The sequence below is a fragment of the Streptococcus mitis genome (assembly GCF_946188695.1).
Lineage (GTDB): Bacteria > Bacillota > Bacilli > Lactobacillales > Streptococcaceae > Streptococcus > Streptococcus mitis_DF.
In genome coordinates, this window is record NZ_CAMHWI010000025.1 from 1 (window position 1) to 18,192 (window position 18,192).

19 protein-coding genes are annotated in these 18,192 nt (G+C 42.9%); 5 read left to right on the plus strand and 14 right to left on the minus strand.

Annotated elements, in window-relative coordinates; translation table 11 throughout:
* The first annotated feature begins 202 nt into the window (after positions 1–202).
* The 4 genes from N8L33_RS09250 to N8L33_RS09265 all read left to right on the plus strand — a co-directional run bounded on the left by N8L33_RS09250 (position 203) and on the right by N8L33_RS09265 (position 4,953).
* Positions 203–1,519, plus strand: a complete 1,317-nt coding sequence (locus tag N8L33_RS09250) for an FAD-containing oxidoreductase (protein WP_033682109.1) — start codon at positions 203–205, stop codon at positions 1,517–1,519.
* Positions 1,520–1,617: 98 nt separating this feature from the next.
* Positions 1,618–2,961 carry a lipid II isoglutaminyl synthase subunit MurT gene (gene murT / locus N8L33_RS09255; RefSeq protein ID WP_101782514.1) on the plus strand — a complete coding sequence of 448 codons (1,344 nt, stop codon included), beginning with the start codon at positions 1,618–1,620 and terminating at the stop codon, positions 2,959–2,961.
* Positions 2,961–3,743 carry a lipid II isoglutaminyl synthase subunit GatD gene (gene gatD, locus N8L33_RS09260; protein WP_261038492.1) on the plus strand — a complete coding sequence of 261 codons (783 nt, stop codon included), beginning with the start codon at positions 2,961–2,963 and terminating at the stop codon, positions 3,741–3,743. Before murT ends, gatD begins: the two co-directional genes overlap by 1 nt.
* Positions 3,744–3,870: 127 nt before the next feature.
* Positions 3,871–4,953 (plus strand): M24 family metallopeptidase, encoded by a 1,083-nt coding sequence (locus tag N8L33_RS09265; protein WP_060805423.1) that lies wholly within the window; start codon positions 3,871–3,873, stop codon positions 4,951–4,953.
* Positions 4,954–5,053: 100 nt separating this feature from the next.
* Here N8L33_RS09265 and N8L33_RS09270 read toward each other — a convergent pair whose 3' ends face one another.
* The 8 genes from N8L33_RS09270 to N8L33_RS09305 all read right to left on the minus strand — a co-directional run bounded on the left by N8L33_RS09270 (position 5,054) and on the right by N8L33_RS09305 (position 10,629).
* Entirely contained in the window at positions 5,054–5,515 is a 462-nt protein-coding gene (locus N8L33_RS09270) for an ECF transporter S component (protein WP_261059682.1), read from the minus strand.
* The gene (locus N8L33_RS09275) at positions 5,493–6,266 is read right to left on the minus strand and encodes a bifunctional hydroxymethylpyrimidine kinase/phosphomethylpyrimidine kinase (RefSeq protein WP_261059683.1); all 774 of its coding nucleotides are present in this window, start codon (positions 6,264–6,266) and stop codon (positions 5,493–5,495) included. The genes N8L33_RS09270 and N8L33_RS09275 overlap by 23 nt, the downstream gene beginning before the upstream one ends.
* Positions 6,256–7,005: a tRNA pseudouridine(38-40) synthase TruA gene (gene truA / locus N8L33_RS09280; protein WP_261059684.1), complete on the minus strand. Its 750-nt coding sequence runs from the start codon at positions 7,003–7,005 to the stop codon at positions 6,256–6,258. Before truA ends, N8L33_RS09275 begins: the two co-directional genes overlap by 11 nt.
* Before the next feature lie 95 nt (positions 7,006–7,100).
* Positions 7,101–8,252 (minus strand): MFS transporter, encoded by a 1,152-nt coding sequence (locus N8L33_RS09285; RefSeq protein WP_261059685.1) that lies wholly within the window; start codon positions 8,250–8,252, stop codon positions 7,101–7,103.
* A 126-nt stretch (positions 8,253–8,378) separates the two neighbouring features.
* Positions 8,379–9,008, minus strand: coding sequence for a Pr6Pr family membrane protein (locus tag N8L33_RS09290; protein ID WP_261025057.1), 630 nt, complete (start codon positions 9,006–9,008; stop codon positions 8,379–8,381).
* A gap of 2 nt (positions 9,009–9,010) precedes the next feature.
* Positions 9,011–9,349: a zinc ribbon domain-containing protein YjdM gene (locus tag N8L33_RS09295; RefSeq protein ID WP_261059686.1), complete on the minus strand. Its 339-nt coding sequence runs from the start codon at positions 9,347–9,349 to the stop codon at positions 9,011–9,013.
* A gap of 129 nt (positions 9,350–9,478) precedes the next feature.
* Positions 9,479–10,150: a (d)CMP kinase gene (gene cmk / locus N8L33_RS09300; protein ID WP_261059687.1), complete on the minus strand. Its 672-nt coding sequence runs from the start codon at positions 10,148–10,150 to the stop codon at positions 9,479–9,481.
* An 8-nt stretch (positions 10,151–10,158) separates the two neighbouring features.
* On the minus strand, positions 10,159–10,629 hold the full coding sequence (locus tag N8L33_RS09305; RefSeq protein ID WP_077804865.1) for an SAG1386/EF1546 family surface-associated protein: 471 nt from the start codon (positions 10,627–10,629) through the stop codon (positions 10,159–10,161).
* Between the two features lie 45 nt (positions 10,630–10,674).
* Between N8L33_RS09305 and N8L33_RS09310 the strand changes: the two genes are divergently transcribed.
* Positions 10,675–10,881: a ferredoxin gene (locus N8L33_RS09310; RefSeq protein ID WP_023945469.1), complete on the plus strand. Its 207-nt coding sequence runs from the start codon at positions 10,675–10,677 to the stop codon at positions 10,879–10,881.
* Between the two features lie 50 nt (positions 10,882–10,931).
* On the opposite strand, the gene N8L33_RS09315 is transcribed toward N8L33_RS09310, so the two are convergent.
* The 6 genes from N8L33_RS09315 to N8L33_RS09340 all read right to left on the minus strand — a co-directional run bounded on the left by N8L33_RS09315 (position 10,932) and on the right by N8L33_RS09340 (position 18,036).
* Positions 10,932–11,897 carry a glycosyltransferase family 2 protein gene (locus tag N8L33_RS09315; protein ID WP_031227988.1) on the minus strand — a complete coding sequence of 322 codons (966 nt, stop codon included), beginning with the start codon at positions 11,895–11,897 and terminating at the stop codon, positions 10,932–10,934.
* 1 nt (position 11,898) lies between these two features.
* Complete coding sequence (gene galE / locus N8L33_RS09320; RefSeq protein WP_261059688.1) at positions 11,899–12,918, minus strand: UDP-glucose 4-epimerase GalE; 1,020 nt, start codon at positions 12,916–12,918, stop codon at positions 11,899–11,901.
* A gap of 99 nt (positions 12,919–13,017) precedes the next feature.
* The gene (locus N8L33_RS09325) at positions 13,018–14,121 is read right to left on the minus strand and encodes an NAD(P)/FAD-dependent oxidoreductase (protein WP_000754642.1); all 1,104 of its coding nucleotides are present in this window, start codon (positions 14,119–14,121) and stop codon (positions 13,018–13,020) included.
* Positions 14,122–14,137: 16 nt separating this feature from the next.
* Positions 14,138–14,935: a Nif3-like dinuclear metal center hexameric protein gene (locus tag N8L33_RS09330; RefSeq protein ID WP_261059689.1), complete on the minus strand. Its 798-nt coding sequence runs from the start codon at positions 14,933–14,935 to the stop codon at positions 14,138–14,140.
* Positions 14,922–15,599: a tRNA (adenine(22)-N(1))-methyltransferase gene (locus N8L33_RS09335; protein ID WP_261059690.1), complete on the minus strand. Its 678-nt coding sequence runs from the start codon at positions 15,597–15,599 to the stop codon at positions 14,922–14,924. The genes N8L33_RS09330 and N8L33_RS09335 overlap by 14 nt, the downstream gene beginning before the upstream one ends.
* Positions 15,600–15,699: 100 nt before the next feature.
* Positions 15,700–18,036: a cation-translocating P-type ATPase gene (locus N8L33_RS09340; protein ID WP_261059691.1), complete on the minus strand. Its 2,337-nt coding sequence runs from the start codon at positions 18,034–18,036 to the stop codon at positions 15,700–15,702.
* Positions 18,037–18,192: the final 156 nt, after the last annotated feature.

The window sequence follows — 18,192 nt, forward strand, 5'->3', positions numbered from 1 at the left end:
TCTACTGATTTCACGCGTTTTTCTCATACTGAAGGCTAGGTTGGGGGAAACTGGAAGTTAGTTTTAGAAGTTACCTAAACGATTTTTCTGAGAAAATAAAGTTAAACTTTCCACTATTTCATAAACTTTTTTAAAGCGTAGCAGAATTGTGCAAAAGTTTTTTTCTTGTGCTAGAATGAAATTCGAATAGGAGGAACTCTAAATGTTAACTTATGATTTAATCGTTATCGGATTTGGTAAAGCTGGTAAAACACTAGCAGGTAAATTGGCTTCAGCTGGCAAAAAAGTTGCCCTCGTTGAACGTAGCAAAGCTATGTACGGTGGAACTTGTATCAACATCGGTTGTATCCCAACTAAAACTTTGTTAGTTGCTGCTGAGAAAGACTTATCTTTTGAAGAAGTCATTGCTACCAAAAACACTATCACTGGTCGCCTTAACGGTAAAAACTATGCGACTGTTGCTGGTACAGGCGTAGATATCTTTGATGCGGAAGCTCACTTCCTTTCAAATAAAGTCATCGAAATCCAAGCTGGTGATGAAAAGAAAGAACTGACCGCTGAAACAATCGTCATCAACACTGGTGCTGTTTCAAACGTCTTGCCAATCCCTGGACTTGCTACAAGCAAAAACGTCTTTGACTCAACAGGTATCCAAAACTTGGACAAATTACCTGAAAAACTTGGTGTCCTTGGTGGCGGAAATATCGGTCTTGAATTTGCTGGCCTTTACAATAAACTTGGAAGCAAGGTTACAGTCTTAGATGCCTTGGATACTTTCCTTCCTCGTGCAGAACCTTCCATCGCAGCTCTTGCTAAACAATACATGGAAGAAGACGGTATTGAATTGCTTCAAAATATCCGTACTACTGAAATTAAAAATGACGGTGACCAAGTCCTTGTCGTAACCGAAAACGAAACTTACCGTTTCGATGCCCTTCTTTACGCAACTGGACGCAAACCAAATGTAGAACCACTTCAACTTGAAAATACAGATATTGAACTAACTGAACGTGGTGCTATTAAAGTAGACAAACATTGTCAAACAAACGTTCCTGGTGTCTTTGCAGTTGGAGATGTCAACGGTGGACTTCAATTTACTTACATTTCACTTGATGACTTCCGTGTTGTTTACAGCTACCTTGCTGGAGATGGCAGCTACACACTTGAAGACCGTCTCAATGTACCAAATACTATGTTCATCACACCTGCACTTTCACAAGTTGGTTTGACTGAAAGCCAAGCGGCTGATTTGAAACTTCCATACGCAGTGAAAGAAATCCCTGTTGCAGCTATGCCTCGTGGTCACGTAAACGGAGACCTTCGTGGAGCCTTCAAAGCTGTGGTTAATACTGAAACAAAAGAAATTCTTGGAGCAAGCATCTTCTCAGAAGGTTCTCAAGAAATCATCAACATCATCACTGTTGCTATGGACAATAAGATTCCTTACACTTACTTCACAAAACAAATCTTCACTCACCCAACCTTGGCTGAGAATTTGAATGACTTGTTTGCGATTTAAGTTGAAATCTCATCTTAACTGACAGCCCTCTGTGGGCTGTTTTTACTTCTGCGAAATCTCAAATCTGTCTTTTCCCTCTTTTATGATATAATAGAAACATGAACTTAAAAACTACTTTGGGCCTTCTTGCTGGGCGTTCTTCCCACTTCGTTTTAAGCCGTCTTGGCCGAGGAAGTACGCTCCCAGGAAAAGTCGCCCTTCAATTTGATAAAGATATTTTACAAAACCTAGCTAAGAACTACGAGATTGTCGTGGTCACTGGAACCAACGGAAAAACCTTGACAACTGCCCTCACTGTCGGCATTTTAAAAGAGGTTTATGGTCAAGTTCTGACCAACCCAAGCGGTGCCAACATGATTACAGGGATTGCGACAACCTTCTTAACAGCCAAATCTTCTAAAACTGGGAAAAATATTGCCGTCCTCGAAATTGACGAAGCCAGTCTTTCTCGTATCTGTGACTATATCCATCCTAGCCTTTTTGTCATTACTAACATTTTCCGTGACCAAATGGACCGCTATGGTGAGATTTACACAACTTACAAGATGATTTTGGACGCTATTCGTAAGGTGCCTACTGCCACTGTTCTCCTTAATGGAGACAGTCCACTTTTCTACAAGCCAGCTATTCCAAATCCTGTAAAGTATTTTGGTTTTGACTTGGAGAAAGGGCCAGCCCAACTAGCTCACTATAATACAGAAGGGATTCTCTGTCCTGACTGCCAAGGCATCCTCAAATACGAGCACAATACCTATGCAAACTTGGGTGCCTATATCTGTGAAGGCTGTGGATGTAAACGTCCTGATCTCAACTATCGCTTGACAGAACTAGTTGAGTTGACCAACAATCGCTCTCGCTTTGTCATAGACGGCCAAGAGTACGGTATTCAAATCGGTGGGCTCTACAATATCTACAACGCCCTAGCAGCGGTTGCCATCGCCCGTTTCCTTGGTGCAGATTCACAACTCATCAAACAGGGATTTGATAAGAGCCGTGCTGTCTTTGGACGCCAAGAAACCTTCCATATCGGTAACAAGGAATGTACCCTCGTCTTGATTAAAAATCCAGTCGGTGCGACCCAAGCTATCGAAATGATTAAACTAGCACCTTATCCATTTAGCCTATCTGTCCTCCTTAACGCTAACTATGCAGACGGAATTGATACCAGCTGGATCTGGGATGCTGATTTTGAACAAATTACTGACATGGACATCCCCGAAATCAACGCTGGCGGTGTTCGCCATTCTGAAATTGCACGTCGTCTCCGAGTGACAGGCTATCCAGCTGATAAAATCACTGAAACAAGTAGTCTGGAACAAGTTCTTATGACCATTGAGAACCAAGACTGCAAGCATGCTTATATTCTGGCTACCTATACTGCTATGCTTGAATTCCGAGAACTGCTGGCTAGTCGTCAGATTGTTAGAAAGGAGATGAACTAATGGTTTATACTTCACTTTCCTCAAAAGCTGGCAATTACCCCTATCAGATCAACATTGCCCACCTCTACGGAAACCTCATGAATACTTACGGGGACAATGGAAATATCCTCATGCTCAAGTATGTGGCTGAAAAACTGGGAGCCCATGTGACGGTTGACATCGTTTCACTTCATGATGATTTTGATGAAAATCACTACGACATCGCCTTTTTCGGTGGCGGTCAAGACTTTGAACAAAGTATTATTGCAGACGACCTACCTGCCAAAAAAGAGAGCATTGACAACTACATCCAAAATGACGGTGTGGTTCTGGCTATCTGCGGTGGTTTCCAACTATTGGGTCAATATTATATTGAAGCTTCAGGGAGACGTATCGAAGGGCTCGGTGTCATGGGCCACTACACCCTCAACCAGACCAATAACCGTTTTATCGGTGACATCAAGATTCACAATGAAGATTTCAATGAAACCTACTATGGCTTTGAAAATCACCAAGGCCGTACCTTCCTCTCTAATGACCAAAAACCACTGGGACAGGTTGTCTATGGAAATGGAAATAACGAAGAAAAGGTCGGCGAAGGAGTTCATTATAAGAATGTCTTTGGTTCCTACTTCCACGGACCTATCCTCTCTCGTAATGCCAATCTGGCTTATCGCCTAGTCACTACCGCCCTCAAGAAGAAATATGGTCAGGACATTCAACTCCCTGCCTATGAGGACATTCTCAGCCAAGAAATCGCTGAGGAATACAGCGACGTCAAAAGCAAGGCTGAGTTTTCTTAAACAAAGTGAAACTATATCAAAGAACTCCGTTATCTTGTCGGAGTTCTTTTTGTCTTTTCTTTTACCCTTCTCCCTTGCATTTTCTCTCATTTTTTGCCAAAATAGAGGAGTAGAAAGAAGGTAGCATATGTCTAAATTACAACAAATCGTAACATATCTTGAATCAGAAAAACTAGACGTCGCTGTCGTATCTGACCCCGTCACAATCAATTACCTCACTGGCTTTTACAGTGATCCCCATGAACGCCAAATGTTCCTTTTTATCCTAGCGGATCAGGAACCGCTCCTCTTTGTCCCAGCCCTTGAGGTTGAGCGTGCTACTAGCACTGTTTCCTTCCCAGTTGTGGGCTATGTGGACTCTGAAAATCCATGGCAAAAAATGAAACATGCTCTTCCACAACTTGACTTCAAACGTGTCGCTGTTGAGTTTGACAATCTCATCTTGACCAAATACCATGGTTTAAAAACCGTTTTTGAAACTGCTGAGTTTGACAACCTCACTCCTCGTATCCAACGCATGCGACTCATCAAATCAGCTGACGAAGTGCAAAAAATGATGGTTGCAGGTCTCTATGCGGACAAGGCTGTTAAGGTTGGTTTTGATAATATTTCTCTTGATAAGACAGAGACAGATATTATCGCTCAAATTGACTTTGCTATGAAACGTGAAGGTTATGAAATGAGCTTTGATACCATGGTCTTGACTGGTGATAATGCTGCAAATCCGCACGGTATTCCAGCAGCTAATAAGGTCGAAAATAACGCCCTTCTCCTCTTTGACCTAGGGGTTCTCGTCAACGGCTATGCGTCAGATATGACTCGTACAGTCGCTGTCGGCAAACCTGACCAATTCAAGAAAGACATTTACAACTTGACTCTTGAAGCTCAACAAGCTGCTCTTGACTTTATCAAACCAGGTGTGACTGCCCATGAAGTGGACCGCGCTGCCCGTGAGGTCATCGAAAAAGCTGGTTACGGCGAGTACTTCAACCACCGTCTTGGTCACGGTATCGGTATGGATGTCCACGAATTCCCATCTATCATGGAAGGAAACGACATGGTCATCGAAGAAGGCATGTGCTTCTCTGTTGAACCAGGTATCTATATTCCTGGTAAAGTCGGTGTTCGTATCGAAGACTGTGGTGTTGTTACCAAGGATGGCTTTGACCTCTTTACAAGCACCAGCAAAGACTTGCTTTATTTTGATTAATATTCTTCGAAAATCTTCCCACAATAAAACGCATAATATCAAGGTTCAACACCTGATACTATGCGTTTTTCTAATTTTTAAGACTTTTGACTCAGCCTCTTTACTTAATCTTCTTGATACTTTGACTAAGAATAAATCCTACAATCATCCCAACAATATTTTGCATGAAGTTTGGTAGAATTTCTGGTAGGGCTGCAGCCCAGCCATTCATCAATGTAGAACCCAAGGCGTAGCCCCCTACCATGGCAATCGTTGCTAAGATAAGGCCTAACCACTGAGTTTTTCCTTTAAATCCTGCGAAAAATCCCTGCAAGCCATGGTTGACCAAGCTAAAGAACATCCACTGAGGATAGCCTGATAAGAGGTCAATCAAGAAACCTGCTAGTCCTCCTACTACAGCCCCTTCACGACTACCAAAGTAAAAGGCCGCGAAGAAGACACCCGCATCTAAGAGAGTTAGAATGCCTGTCGGTGTTGGAATTTTTAAGAAATAACCTAGAACCACAGAGAGGGCGGTTAATAGGGATACAAGGGCGATTTTAGTTGTTTTGGTTTGCTGCATATTGTCTTACTCCATACTGATCTGCTTGTGCAATGGCACGATAAACGAAAGCCTTAGAGCTTTCTACTGCTGGTAAAAGTTCATCACCTTTGACTAGGTGACTGGCAATGCTAGAGGCAAAGGTACAACCTGCACCAGCATTTTGCCCTTGGATGACAGGATTTTCTAGGACTGTAAATTTTTGTCCGTCATAAAAGACATCTACAGCCTTGTCCTGACTAAGGCGATTGCCTCCCTTGATAATGACTGCTGGCGCTCCTAAGTCATGCAATTTCTGTGCTGCAGTTTTCATATCTTCCAAGCTTTTAATTTCCTGACCAGCCAATAATTCTGCTTCAGGAAGATTAGGCGTAATCACACTGACATGAGGGAAAAAGCGAATCAACTCTTGGCAGAGTTCACTAACTGCTACGTCGTGCGTTTCCTTGCAGACCAAGACAGGATCCAGAACCACAGGCACTCCTGGGCGTTGCTTGATAAAGTCCAAAGCTTTCTCAGCTACACTGACAGTTGGTAGAAGACCAATCTTAATACCTGCAAATTCCACATCACGCAAGCTATCTAATTCATGTTGAAAAATGGTATCGTCAGTTGGAAAGACTTCAAATCCTTTTTCTGTCAAGGCTGTCAAGCAAGTCACTGCTACAAAGCCATGCAAGCCGTTCAAGGTATAAGTAGCCAAATCAGCGGACAATCCACCACCACTAAAAATATCATTTCCTGAAAGTGCTAAAATACGATTATTCTTCATAACGAATCTCCTTTAAATACAAACCATTTGGTGCTGCAGTGGGACCTGCAAGTTGCCTGTCCTTTTTCTCCAAGATCAGGTCAATCTGCTCCACTGGCATACGATTATTTCCGATTTTGAGCAGTGTCCCCACCATATTACGAATCTGCTTATACAAGAAACCATTTCCTGAAAAGGTAAAGGTCAAAAACTGACCTGTCTCATCAACTGCTAAACTAGCTTCTGTGATGGTGCGAACCTTATCCTCTACACTAGTCCCAGAGGCTGTAAAACCGGTAAAATCATGGGTTCCCTCTAACTTTTTGATTGCCATCTGCATGCGTTCCACATCGAGTGGATAGGGAAAGTGAGTGGCATAGTGACGGCGCATAGGATTCTTGGGACGGCCCCTATCCACGATAAACTCATAGGTCTTACTGTGCTTAGCATAACGGCAATGAAAATCATCCGCCACAAGCTCAATCGAAATCACATCAATATCTTCAGGGGACTGAGTGTCTAGAGCAAAACGGAGCTTCTCCTCATCCATTTGATAAGGCAGGTCAAAATGAATAACCTGTCCCAGGGCATGAACCCCACTATCTGTCCTACCAGCACCGTGAACAGTAATAGATTGCCCCTTATTTAACCTGGTCAAGGTTTTTTCAATTTCTTCCTGAACGCTACGCACATAGGGCTGGCGCTGAAAGCCAGCAAAAGCGTAACCATCATAGGAAATAGTTGCTTTATATCTTGTCATAACTTCTATTTTATCAAGAAAATAATCTCGTAACAAGCTAGAAAATTTACAACTGTCTGGGTACAAATTCAAAAAGAAAAACTTAGGAATCAATCCTAAGCTCTCTTTTGAAGTAGGTACATGACAAAGATAGAGGTTACAATCAACCATGAGCCTAAAATGGCAAAGACCAACATCCCATTGTGAGTTAGTAAACCAATTGCACCTAGAACAAATGGGGTCGTAAAGGCTCCGAAACTACAGCCTAAAACTGCAAATGAAGTTGCTTGATTGAGGAGTTTAGCTGGAATTCGTTCAGAGACAAGTTGAAAGACCGTCGTCAAGGCTACACTGTAGGCAAAACCAGCCAGAATACTTCCTGCCACTACCACCCACAAGGATGGAGACAGGGCAATCACGATTTGCCCCAAGCCGAAGGTAATACCAGACCAGAGGAGCAGTTTCTCTTTAAATATTGAAATCAGGAAAGAAAAACTAACACCAGCCACAATCCCGATCAACTGCATGACACTAAGAACAAAACTAGATAACTGGGCATCTCCCAGTCCTCTTTCCACCATCAAGCTTGGAATACGAATAGTAATAGCCGTATTGGTACAAACTACAACCGCCGCTTCAATAGCTAAGATAAAAATCAAGCCTTTCATTTCTCGAGTTAAGCGACTTGCTTCCTTCGCTTTTTTCTTGACTTCTTTCTTTTCTTTTCCATAAGGTACAAAGAGCAGATAAAGGGTCAGTACCAAAAATCCAGCACTATAGGCTAGGAAGGTAGCTGTCCAACCGAAGGCCAACAATTGGCCGACTGCCAAGGTAATGAGAGAAGCCCCAACGACCTCTGCAGAACCGCGTAGTCCTAACATCTGAATTCGCGTTTTTCCTTGATAGTGTTCACTGATAATGGAAATGGCCTTGGCATTAATCATCCCAACACCCAAACCAAAAAGAATCCGTGTTCCAAAGACAAAGGGATAGGCTTGATACCAAAAGGGTGCTGTTCCACTCAGTGATAAAATCAGCAATCCCAAACTAATCTGTAATCGCTCAGAAAATATTTTTTCTAAGAAACCATTTAATAGTAACATAATCATGATTCCAAAGGAAGGCAAGCTCGCCAAGAGCTCAATTTGTTCCTTAGGATAACCTTGATAATAGTCAAACATGGCTGGCAGGGCACTCGAGATGGAAAAGGATGTAATCAAAACGAGGGAGAGAGCCAAAATACTGGCCCGTTCTAAAAATTGTTTCATGAAATCTCTTTCTATATTTTCTCTTAATCTTCTGTCTCTTTTGATAGTTATCAAACAAGCAAGAAAAGAAGAAGTCTCATTGGATTGTAGACTCCTTCTTAAACTAGAAAATGAATCCCTTGTATCTTAGGATGACTTTCTCTTGATTTGCTTAATAAAGTAGAAGATAAATCCTGCCACCATATAGGCAACAAAGATAATCAGACACCACTTGAACACGACATCCCAACCCTTGTTCACATTCAAAAAGAAGTAAGGGAAGGGACTGACCTTAGAATTAGGAACATCAAGTTTCAATACCAAGCCATTAAAAAGAGCAAAAATCATATACAGCAAGGGTAAAATCGTCCACACAACTGGATCCCAGATTTTGTATTGACCCTGTTTGTCAAAAAAGAGGGTATCCGCTAAAAACCAGAGGGGAACGATATAGTGACAAAGGAAATTTTCCAGAGTATAGAAATTAGTCGCAATGGGCGCTAAGAGGAAATGGTAAATCACACAGGTAATCATGATACTCATGGTGACCCCACCTTTTAAGCGCAAGAGACTTGGCCTTTGCCAGTTTTCACCTAAACGGCTCATAACCTTTAGGAGATAGAGCGTAAAAATCGCTACTAAGAGGTTGGACAGAACCGTATAATAGAGCAACATCCCAAATCCACCATGCTTGGCGATTTCAAGATAAACTCCCGTAAAAGCCGCTAGAAACAAGAAGATACGGCTATAAAATACAAGTTTACAGTGTTTTGACATGTTTAAATTTTCTTCACAAACTCTGATTTGAGTTTCATGGCACCGAAGCCATCAATCTTACAGTCGATATTGTGGTCGCCTTCTACGATGCGGATATTTTTCACGCGCGTCCCTTGTTTCAAATCTTTTGGCGCACCTTTTACTTTCAAATCCTTGATGAGGGTTACAGTATCACCGTCAGCCAATTTATTCCCGTTGGCATCGATAGCGACAATGCCCTCTTCTATATCTGCAACTTCAGCAGGATTCCACTCATGAGCACACTCTGGGCAAACCAGTAGGGCACCGTCTTCGTAGACATACTCTGAGTTACATTTTGGGCAATTTGGTAGGTTGTTCATGGTTTCTCCTTATAATCATTCACTATTCTTTGAAAATCAAAATTTCTCGAACAGCAACTATTATACCTTAAAATCAGCATTTTGACAAATTTAGAAAAAACCGATATCAATCTATCGGCTTTTCTACATTTACATTCTTTTTTCAGCTTCTGATTTGATTTTTTCAACTACTTCTTGAATGTTCAAACCAGTTGTATCAAGGTAGACAGCATCCTCTGCTTGTTTGAGAGGTGAAGTCTCACGATGACTATCCTTGTAGTCACGCGCAGCAATTTCCTCTTTTAGAGTTTCAAGGTCTGTTTCAATTCCCTTGGCAATATTTTCCTTGTAACGGCGCTCTGCTCTCTCATCAACAGAAGCTACTAGGAAAATTTTTAATTCTGCTTGTGGCAATACAACAGTCCCAATATCGCGACCATCCATGACAATCCCACCTTGCTGGGCAATCTCTTGTTGGAGAGAAACTAGTTTCTCACGAACCTCAGGAATTGCCGCAATTGCAGAAACATGATTGGTCACTTCATTTTCACGAATAGGATGGGTAATATCCACATCTCCTACAAAGACAAGCTGTTCTCCAGTTTCTGAGCGTCCAAAACTGATTGGATGCTGGTCCAATAAGGCTAGAAGGGTTTCGACTTCTTCAACTCCTAATTGGTTCTTGAGAGCCATGTAGGTCGCTGCACGATACATAGCACCTGTATCAAGGTAGGTGTATCCAAAATCCTTGGCAATAATCTTTGCGACTGTACTCTTACCACTTGAAGCAGGGCCGTCAATAGCAATTTGAATGGTTTTCATATCAACTCCTATTTGATTTTAACAACATCACCTGGATTAGCAAACCAAGACCCTGTAGCCATGTGCCCAGGATTCAAGGCCTCTAACTGCGCAATCGAAATCCCAGCGCGAGCTGCAATAGCTGCTTCTCCTTCTCCAGCCAAGACTTTTGTCGTCCCTTCTGGATCAGTAGCTTCCTCCGAGTGTTCAGAAGAAGATTCTGAACTCTGTTCAGGCTGGGAACTACTAGAAGATGAAATCTGTACTACATTTGCATCTGAATCATGAAAATCTTTCAAGGCTGCCGTGCGATTACTCCCACCTGATGAAAGATAGATCAGAACAATAATCATTACAACTACAATCACAAAGAAAATACTAGCTAAAATAGTCAAGATACGATTCGCTATAACTCCACCACCCTGTGATCGCGAACGACGGCCTGATCTTGTTTCTTCTTGATTTTCATAAATATCTTCTTGCCACGGTTCTTTTGCCATACCTTACTCCTTGTTTTTTTTTACTTTTCTTATTACAATATAAATATGAAAATCACACTTATACCTGAACGTTGCATTGCCTGTGGGCTTTGCCAAACCTATTCTGAATTATTTGATTACCACGATAATGGAATCGTGCGTTTTTACGATGACCCTGACCAACTGGAAAAAGAAATTTCTCCTAGTCAGGATGTCTTAGAGGCTGTTAAAAATTGCCCAACTCGCGCCCTGATTGGAAACCAGGAAGCCTAAATCAATGGCGATAATCCACTCCCTCTAGTTTAGCACATTTCCATGTAAAATTATAGTCTTTTCACTTTATTTTTTTCTGTAAAATCAGGAAGGTCGCTTTTTTCTTTGATAAGATAAAGTGGTCTTTTTTTAGTCTCTAGATAAATCTTACTGATATACTTGCCGAGAATCCCAATGGTCAAGAGTTGGATTCCCCCAAGAAAGAGAATAACAGCCATCAGAGAGGTCCAACCTGATGTCGGATTGCCCAAAATGAGAGTCCTAACCACAACAAAAAAGGTCATTAGCAGAGAAATGAAACAAGATAGGAGGCCAGCCGCAAAGGCGATAATCAAGGGAAAATCTGAAAAATTAACAATCCCTTCAATGGAGTAGAAAAAAAGTTGCCTAAAACTCCAACTGGTCTTACCAGCCTTCCTTTCGACATTTGGATAGTCCAGATAGTAGGTTTTAAAACCAACCCATGCGAAGAGTCCCTTAGAAAAACGATTGGACTCAGTCAAACTTAAAATGGCATCGACTACAGACCTTCTCATCATGCGAAAATCACGAACACCAGACGGCAGGGCTACTGGACTGATTTTTTGCATGAGGCGGTAAAAGAGATCAGCACAGAAACTGCGAAAGAAGGGTTCTCCCTCTCGACTGGTTCTTCGTGTTCCTACACAGTTCAAATCTGCATTCTGGTCTAGTAAGGCTTTCATTTCAAGCAACATACTAGGAGGATCTTGGAGGTCTGCATCCATCACCACCACTAGGTCTCCAGTCGCATGCTGCAAGCCTGCATACAGAGCTGCTTCTTTGCCAAAATTTCGTGAGAAAGAAATATAATGCACTGCCGGATTTTGTTCTCGATAGACCTTTAAGAGTTCCAAGGTCCCATCGCTCGATCCATCATCGACAAAGACATACTCGATTTCTGTTTCCAAATCTGGAAGTAAAGCTTCCAAAGCCTGATAAAAAAGAGGAAGTACTTCCTCTTCGTTTAAACAGGGAACAATGATTGACATCACCATCTTAGTCTTCAAATCCATTTGGATGCTTGCTTTGCCAACGCCATGCATCTTCACACATTTGGGTGATGTCGAGTTCTGCTTCCCAGCCGAGTTCTGCTTTGGCTTTTGCAGTATCTGAATAGCAGGCTGCGATATCCCCTGGGCGACGGTCTACGATGCGGTAAGGAATTGGACGTCCCACTGCTTTTTCCATGTTTTGGATAATTTCAAGAACTGAGTAGCCTTTACCTGTTCCAAGGTTATAAACGTTTAGGCCTGAACCTTTTTGGATTTTTGTCAGAGCTGCGACGTGACCTTTAGCCAAATCGACAACGTGGATATAATCACGAACACCAGTTCCGTCTTCCGTATCGTAATCGTCTCCAAACACTTGCACCTGCTCTAATTTTCCAACGGCTACTTGAGTCACATATGGCAAGAGGTTGTTTGGAATACCGTTTGGATTTTCTCCTAGGTCTCCACTTTCATGGGCTCCGATTGGGTTGAAGTAACGAAGCAAGACCACATTCCATTCTGAGTCTGCCTTGTAGATATCTGTCAAAATTTCCTCAAGCATAAGCTTGGTGCGGCCATATGGGTTGGTCACTGAAAGTGGGAAATCTTCCAAGATGGGTACTGTGTGCGGATCCCCGTAAACTGTCGCAGAAGAACTGAAAATGATGTTTTTACAGTTGTTTTCTTCCATGACCTTCAAAAGACTAACAGTTCCAGCGATATTATTATCATAGTAGGCAAGAGGGATACGTGTTGATTCGCCAACAGCCTTCAAACCAGCAAAGTGAATGACCCCTGTTGGTTCTTCTTGCTTGAAAATATCTCTGAGGGTATCTGTGTCACGGATATCTGCCTCATAGAAAGGAACTTCAACTCCTGTGATTCTTTCAACAACTTCTAAACTTTTTCTGTTACTATTAACAAGGTTATCCACCACAACAACCTGATGACCTGCTTGGATTAACTCAATAACTGTGTGGGTTCCGATAAAACCAGCTCCACCTGTTACCAAAATCTTTTCTTGCATCTTTGTTCCTCGATTCTCGGATTTTTTCTTATTTTACCATTTTTGATAGGGAATGTCATTTACAATCCTAGAAGCTAAGCTAAAATTTCAGTAAAATTCTTATTCGCTTTTTACTCGTTTGACATAGTTTTCAATTGGATAGTTTGCTGGGTCCAAGGTCAATTCCTTACCTTGAACCAGTTGGGCTAGGTGGTAACCAATGATAGGACCCGTTGTGAGGCCTGATGAACCTAGTCCACTAGCAGCATAGACACCTGCTAAGCCAGGTACTTGCCCAAAGAAAGGTGAGAAATCACTGGTATAGGCACGGATTCCCACACGCTCAGTCCTTGAAGTCGCTTTAGATAAAACTGGATAATGGGGCAAGGCTGCTTCCTCCATTTGTTGGAGTAAGGTTTCATCTACCGTCAAATCAAATCCCATGTCATTTTCATGAGTAGCGCCTAAGGACAATTTCCCACCTGCAAAAGGAATCAAATCCCACTCCCCTTCGGGCATAACAACAGGGTAAGCTTCCATGTCTTGGGCAAGCTGATAATCTCGGAGTTGCCCCTTTTGGGGACGAACATCTACTTCATAACCTAAAGGCTCTAACAGGTGTCCCAACCAAGCTCCCGTCGCCAAAATAACCTGATCAAACACCTCTTCGCCAATCTGGTAGCCTGATGCTAAAGGTGTCAGAGTCACTTTTTCTTTGACCAGCTTGACATGGCTGGCTTCCAGCAAACGAGTCACTAAGAGTTGACCATCTACTCTCGCTCCACCAGAAGCATAGAGCAAGTGATCAAATCCCTGCAAGCCAGGGAATAATTCATTAGCTGATGCTGGGTCCAGAATGGCTAATTGCCCTATCAAGGGAGATTCTTCTCTGCGCTGGAGGGCTAGTTCATAGAGTTCTTCCAACTTAGTTTCATCCTTTTTCAGGAGAAAGACTCCCGAACGCTGGTAAAAGTCAATTTCTTGCCCTGACTTCTCTAAATCAGCTAATAAATCCACATAAAAGTCAGCTCCCAAGCGCGCCATCTTGTACCAGGCTTTATTACGGCGTTTGGACAACCACGGACTGATAATTCCTGCTGCGGCCTTGGTAGCCTGACCTTGTCCATGGTCAAAGACAGTTACTTCTAGATCACTTTCTTTCGAGAGGTAGTAGGCAGCTGTTGCCCCCACAATTCCTGCTCCAATAATGGCAACTTTTTTCATTGTCTTCACCTTCTAACTAGATATGGTGGAAAGGATTGGTCGATGCTTGACTAGGCAAAATATCAATAGACCAGCCCTTCTCTGCCTTCCATTGAGTAAGGAGTGCTGCGATTTTTTCCACAAAAAGCACTTCGATATAGTGGCCTGGATCCAATGCCAACAAACCATCAGACAGCATATCCTGGGCAGTATGGTAATAAATATCACCAGTGATATAAACATCTGCCCCTTTTGCCAAAGCGTCCTTATAGAATGACTGCCCACTTCCACCACAGATGGCCACTCTTGAAATAGGCTTCTGCAAATCACTCTCTTGATAATGCACCAATCGCAGGCTATCTAAGCCAAAGACTTGCTTGACATGCTGGGCCAATTCCCCAAATGTCTGAGGCTGAACATTTCCAATACGTCCAATTCCACGTTCAGGACCTGTCTCCTGTAGATAAGTCGTCTCCTCGATGCCTAGCATCTGACAGAACCAGTCATTGAGGCCATTTTCAACGATGTCAATATTGGTATGGCTGACATAAACTGCGATATCATGCTTTATCAGATCAATGTAAATCTGATTTTGTGGACGGCTAGCTACCAAATCCTTGATCGGACGGAAAATCGGCGCGTGCTTGACAATAATCAAGTCTACACCCTTTTCAATGGCTTCAGCCACCGTTTCTTCACGAATATCCAGAGCCACCATGACCCTTTGGATATCCTTATCCAAAGTGCCAATTTGCAGGCCACGACTGTCTCCCTCCATGGAAAATTCCTGAGGGCAAAAGGCTTCATATACGTTAATTACTTCACTTGCTAGCATGGAGAACCTCCTTGATGGCTTGAATTTTATCTATTAGAACTTGACGTTCTTCCAGATTTTTTTCTGGAATTTGTCCGAGGGCAAACTCTAACTTATCAGCTTCTTTTTGCCATTTTTGAACAAAGACTGAGCTAAATTCTTTGGACAAGAAGGGGCCAAAGCGGACATCACTGGCTGATAACTTCATTTGTCCTGCTTCCACAACTAGAATTTCATAAAATTTACCAGCTTCTTCTAAAATGCTTTCTGCTACAATCTTAAAACCATTGTCTTGCAACCAAATGCGCAAGTCGTCTTCACGATTATTAGGCTGGAGGATCAAACGCTCTACATTAGCTAGCTTGTCCAAGCCTTCTTCTAAGATCCTAGCAATCAAACGACCACCCATACCAGCAATGGTAATGACCGACACTTGGTCTGCCTCTTCAAAGGCTGCCAAGCCATTGGCTAAACGAACCTGGATTTTCTCCTTTAGGCCGTGAGCCTCAACATTTTTGATCGCAGACTGATAGGGACCTTCCACAACCTCGCCTGCAATGGCGCTTTTGATTTGGCCTCTCTCGACTAACTCGATTGGCAGATAAGCATGGTCACTCCCCACATCTAGTAAAATGGCCCCTTGGGGAACAAAGGAAGCCACTAATTCTAATCTCTTTGAAATCATCTTCTCTCACTTTCCAAACTCTATTACCTCTTATTATACCATATTTCAGCTGGCAATCTTGTACCTAAAAAGACCGCAATACACAGATTGCAGTCTTTTTTTATTTTCTGGCTTGATAGCGACTAGTCAGGATGAAAATCACGGTAAAGACCAACATCATGACCCCATAGACAGGCAGTGTTTGTCCTGTCAAGGTCGAAATTTCAAGCAGTTTTTGAATTCTTGGGAAGAGAGCTGTAGCTAGGAAGCCTCCTACTGACCAAACAATCAAGAGGACACGCCAAAGGGTAAATGGCATGCAGGCTCTAAATACAGATAAGAAACCAATTGACCCCAAGAGATAATAGAGGAGGGTTGAGATTTCTAACTCAGACCAACTTTGACTCGTTCCAAAGATTTTCACAAAGAGAACGCTAAAGACGACCATGAGGGCACTTGGTAGGGCACGAAGCATGGATTTTCTGAGGAAGTTTGGCTCGACAGGCTTGATATTTCGCTCAAAAGTCAGAACGAATGGTGGGAAACCTTCCACGAACTGGTCAATCATGGTAATTTGGATCGGAATGAAGGGGAAAATCAAAATCCACTCTGACCGCCCTAGAAGAGCACTGGCAATACAAATCACCGCGAGCAAGAAAGAATAGATGGTCTTTATCAAGAAAATTGGTGCAATGTGGGCAATGTTATTGACCACACGACGACCTTCAAAAAGAATCTCAGGAACATCATTAAAGTCAGAGTTCAAGAGAACCAAATTGGCAATCTGACGAGTCGCAGGATCTCCCTCAGCCATCACAATAGAACAATCCGCCTCACGAAGAGCCAGGATATCATTGACTCCGTCCCCTGTCATAGCCGTTATATGACCCGCTTTTTTCAGCGTTTGGATGATGAGTTTCTTTTGATGAGGGGAAACACGTCCGAAAATGGCTGTTTCCTCCGCCATAGCAACCAATTCCTCATCCGTGATTTTCGAGCAATCTACATAGCTGTGGTAGTCCGCAAAACCAGCCTTCTGGGCAATGCTGGATACCGTAACTGGATTGTCACCAGAGATAATCTTGAGCCCCACTTCCTGAGAACGGAGATAGTCCAGCGTCTCAGCTGCTCCTTCTCGAATTGGGTCCAAGATTTCCAGCAAGGCCAGGGCCTCAATATCAGAAGGTTTCTGTGGTTTGTGATGGTCTAATTTTTCCCGACTGAGGGCTAAGACCAAGACACGCGACCCTCTCTCCAAGGCCTCTCTGGCTTCTGGGACCTCAGAATCCAGCAACATCTCAGGTGCCCCTAAGAAAACTGTCCCCAGACCTTCCAATTCCATGGCTCCCCACTTGCGGTCGCTTGAGAAAGGAAGATTCGAAAGCATAGGGTAGGCTACCTGACCTTGGAAACGCTGGCGAATAGCTTGAGCTGTTGGATTCTTATCCTCACTATGGGCCATATAGCTTGTCAGGATACTGGCAATAGCCTCATCACCATAAGCTTGAGTTAGCGGAAGAACCGCCTCCACCTGCATCTTTCCTTGGGTGATGGTGCCCGTCTTGTCCAAACAGAGCATATCCACGCGCGCCAAGGTCTCAACAGAGTACATCTCCTGGACCAAGACCTTTTTCAAGCCTAGCTTAATCACCGCAGTCAAGAGTGAAGTAATGGTCAAAAGGGCAATTCCCTTAGGCAACATTCCCAAAAGGGCTGTCGACGAATTTACAACGGATGACTTGAGAGGTAGACCTTTTAAAAGCAAGGCTTCTAGCAAGAGAGCTAAACCAAAGGGAATGATAATTTTCCCAGTAAAACCAGCTAGCTTGTCCAGCGATTTCATGATACGGGAGTTGATTGGTTTAACTGTCTTGGCTTCCATCATGAGCTTAGCAGCATAGTTGTCAGCACCGACATGGTGGACTTGAGCCAAAACTGACCCACTGGCTAAGAAACTGCCAGACAAAAGCAAGGTATCAACTTCCTTTTGCACCAAATCACTTTCCCCCGTCAACATGGCTTCATTGACTTCCGCAAATCCTTCCAGAACCAAGGCATCACTGGGAATCTGCTCTCCTGCAGACAAACGAATGACATCTCCTAGCACCAATTCTTCCGGATTCAGAGCCACTTCCTGTCCATCACGAATGGTTTTGACCTTTTCCTTGGTCATGAGATTGAGCTTGTCCACCATGTGTTTGGCCCGTAGCTCAGTCACAATACCAGAAAAAGCGTTAAAGCAGATAACGGCAAAGAAGACCAGATTGCTCCAAGCCTGCACAAAGGCTAGTGCCAAAGCAATGGCAAAGTTTAAAGCATTAAAAAGAGTAAAGACATTTCGTTTAACGATTTGCCAAGTGCTGGTACTGGCCGAAGCAGTAAAATCATTGACCAAGCCCTTAGCCTGTCTTTCCTCGACTTCTCTTTGGGTTAATCCCATAATCTTATTTTTATCCATAAATTCTATCATATCATTTTTTCTAAAAGAATTCTAATCTCATCCCAAATCTGCACCTAGTCAAGGGAAAAGTTTGCCAGCGTAACTTCTCAAAGTAACTTCCATCTCTCTCCCAAAACTGGAAGTTAGTCTCAGACGACGAATTATGCTAGAATT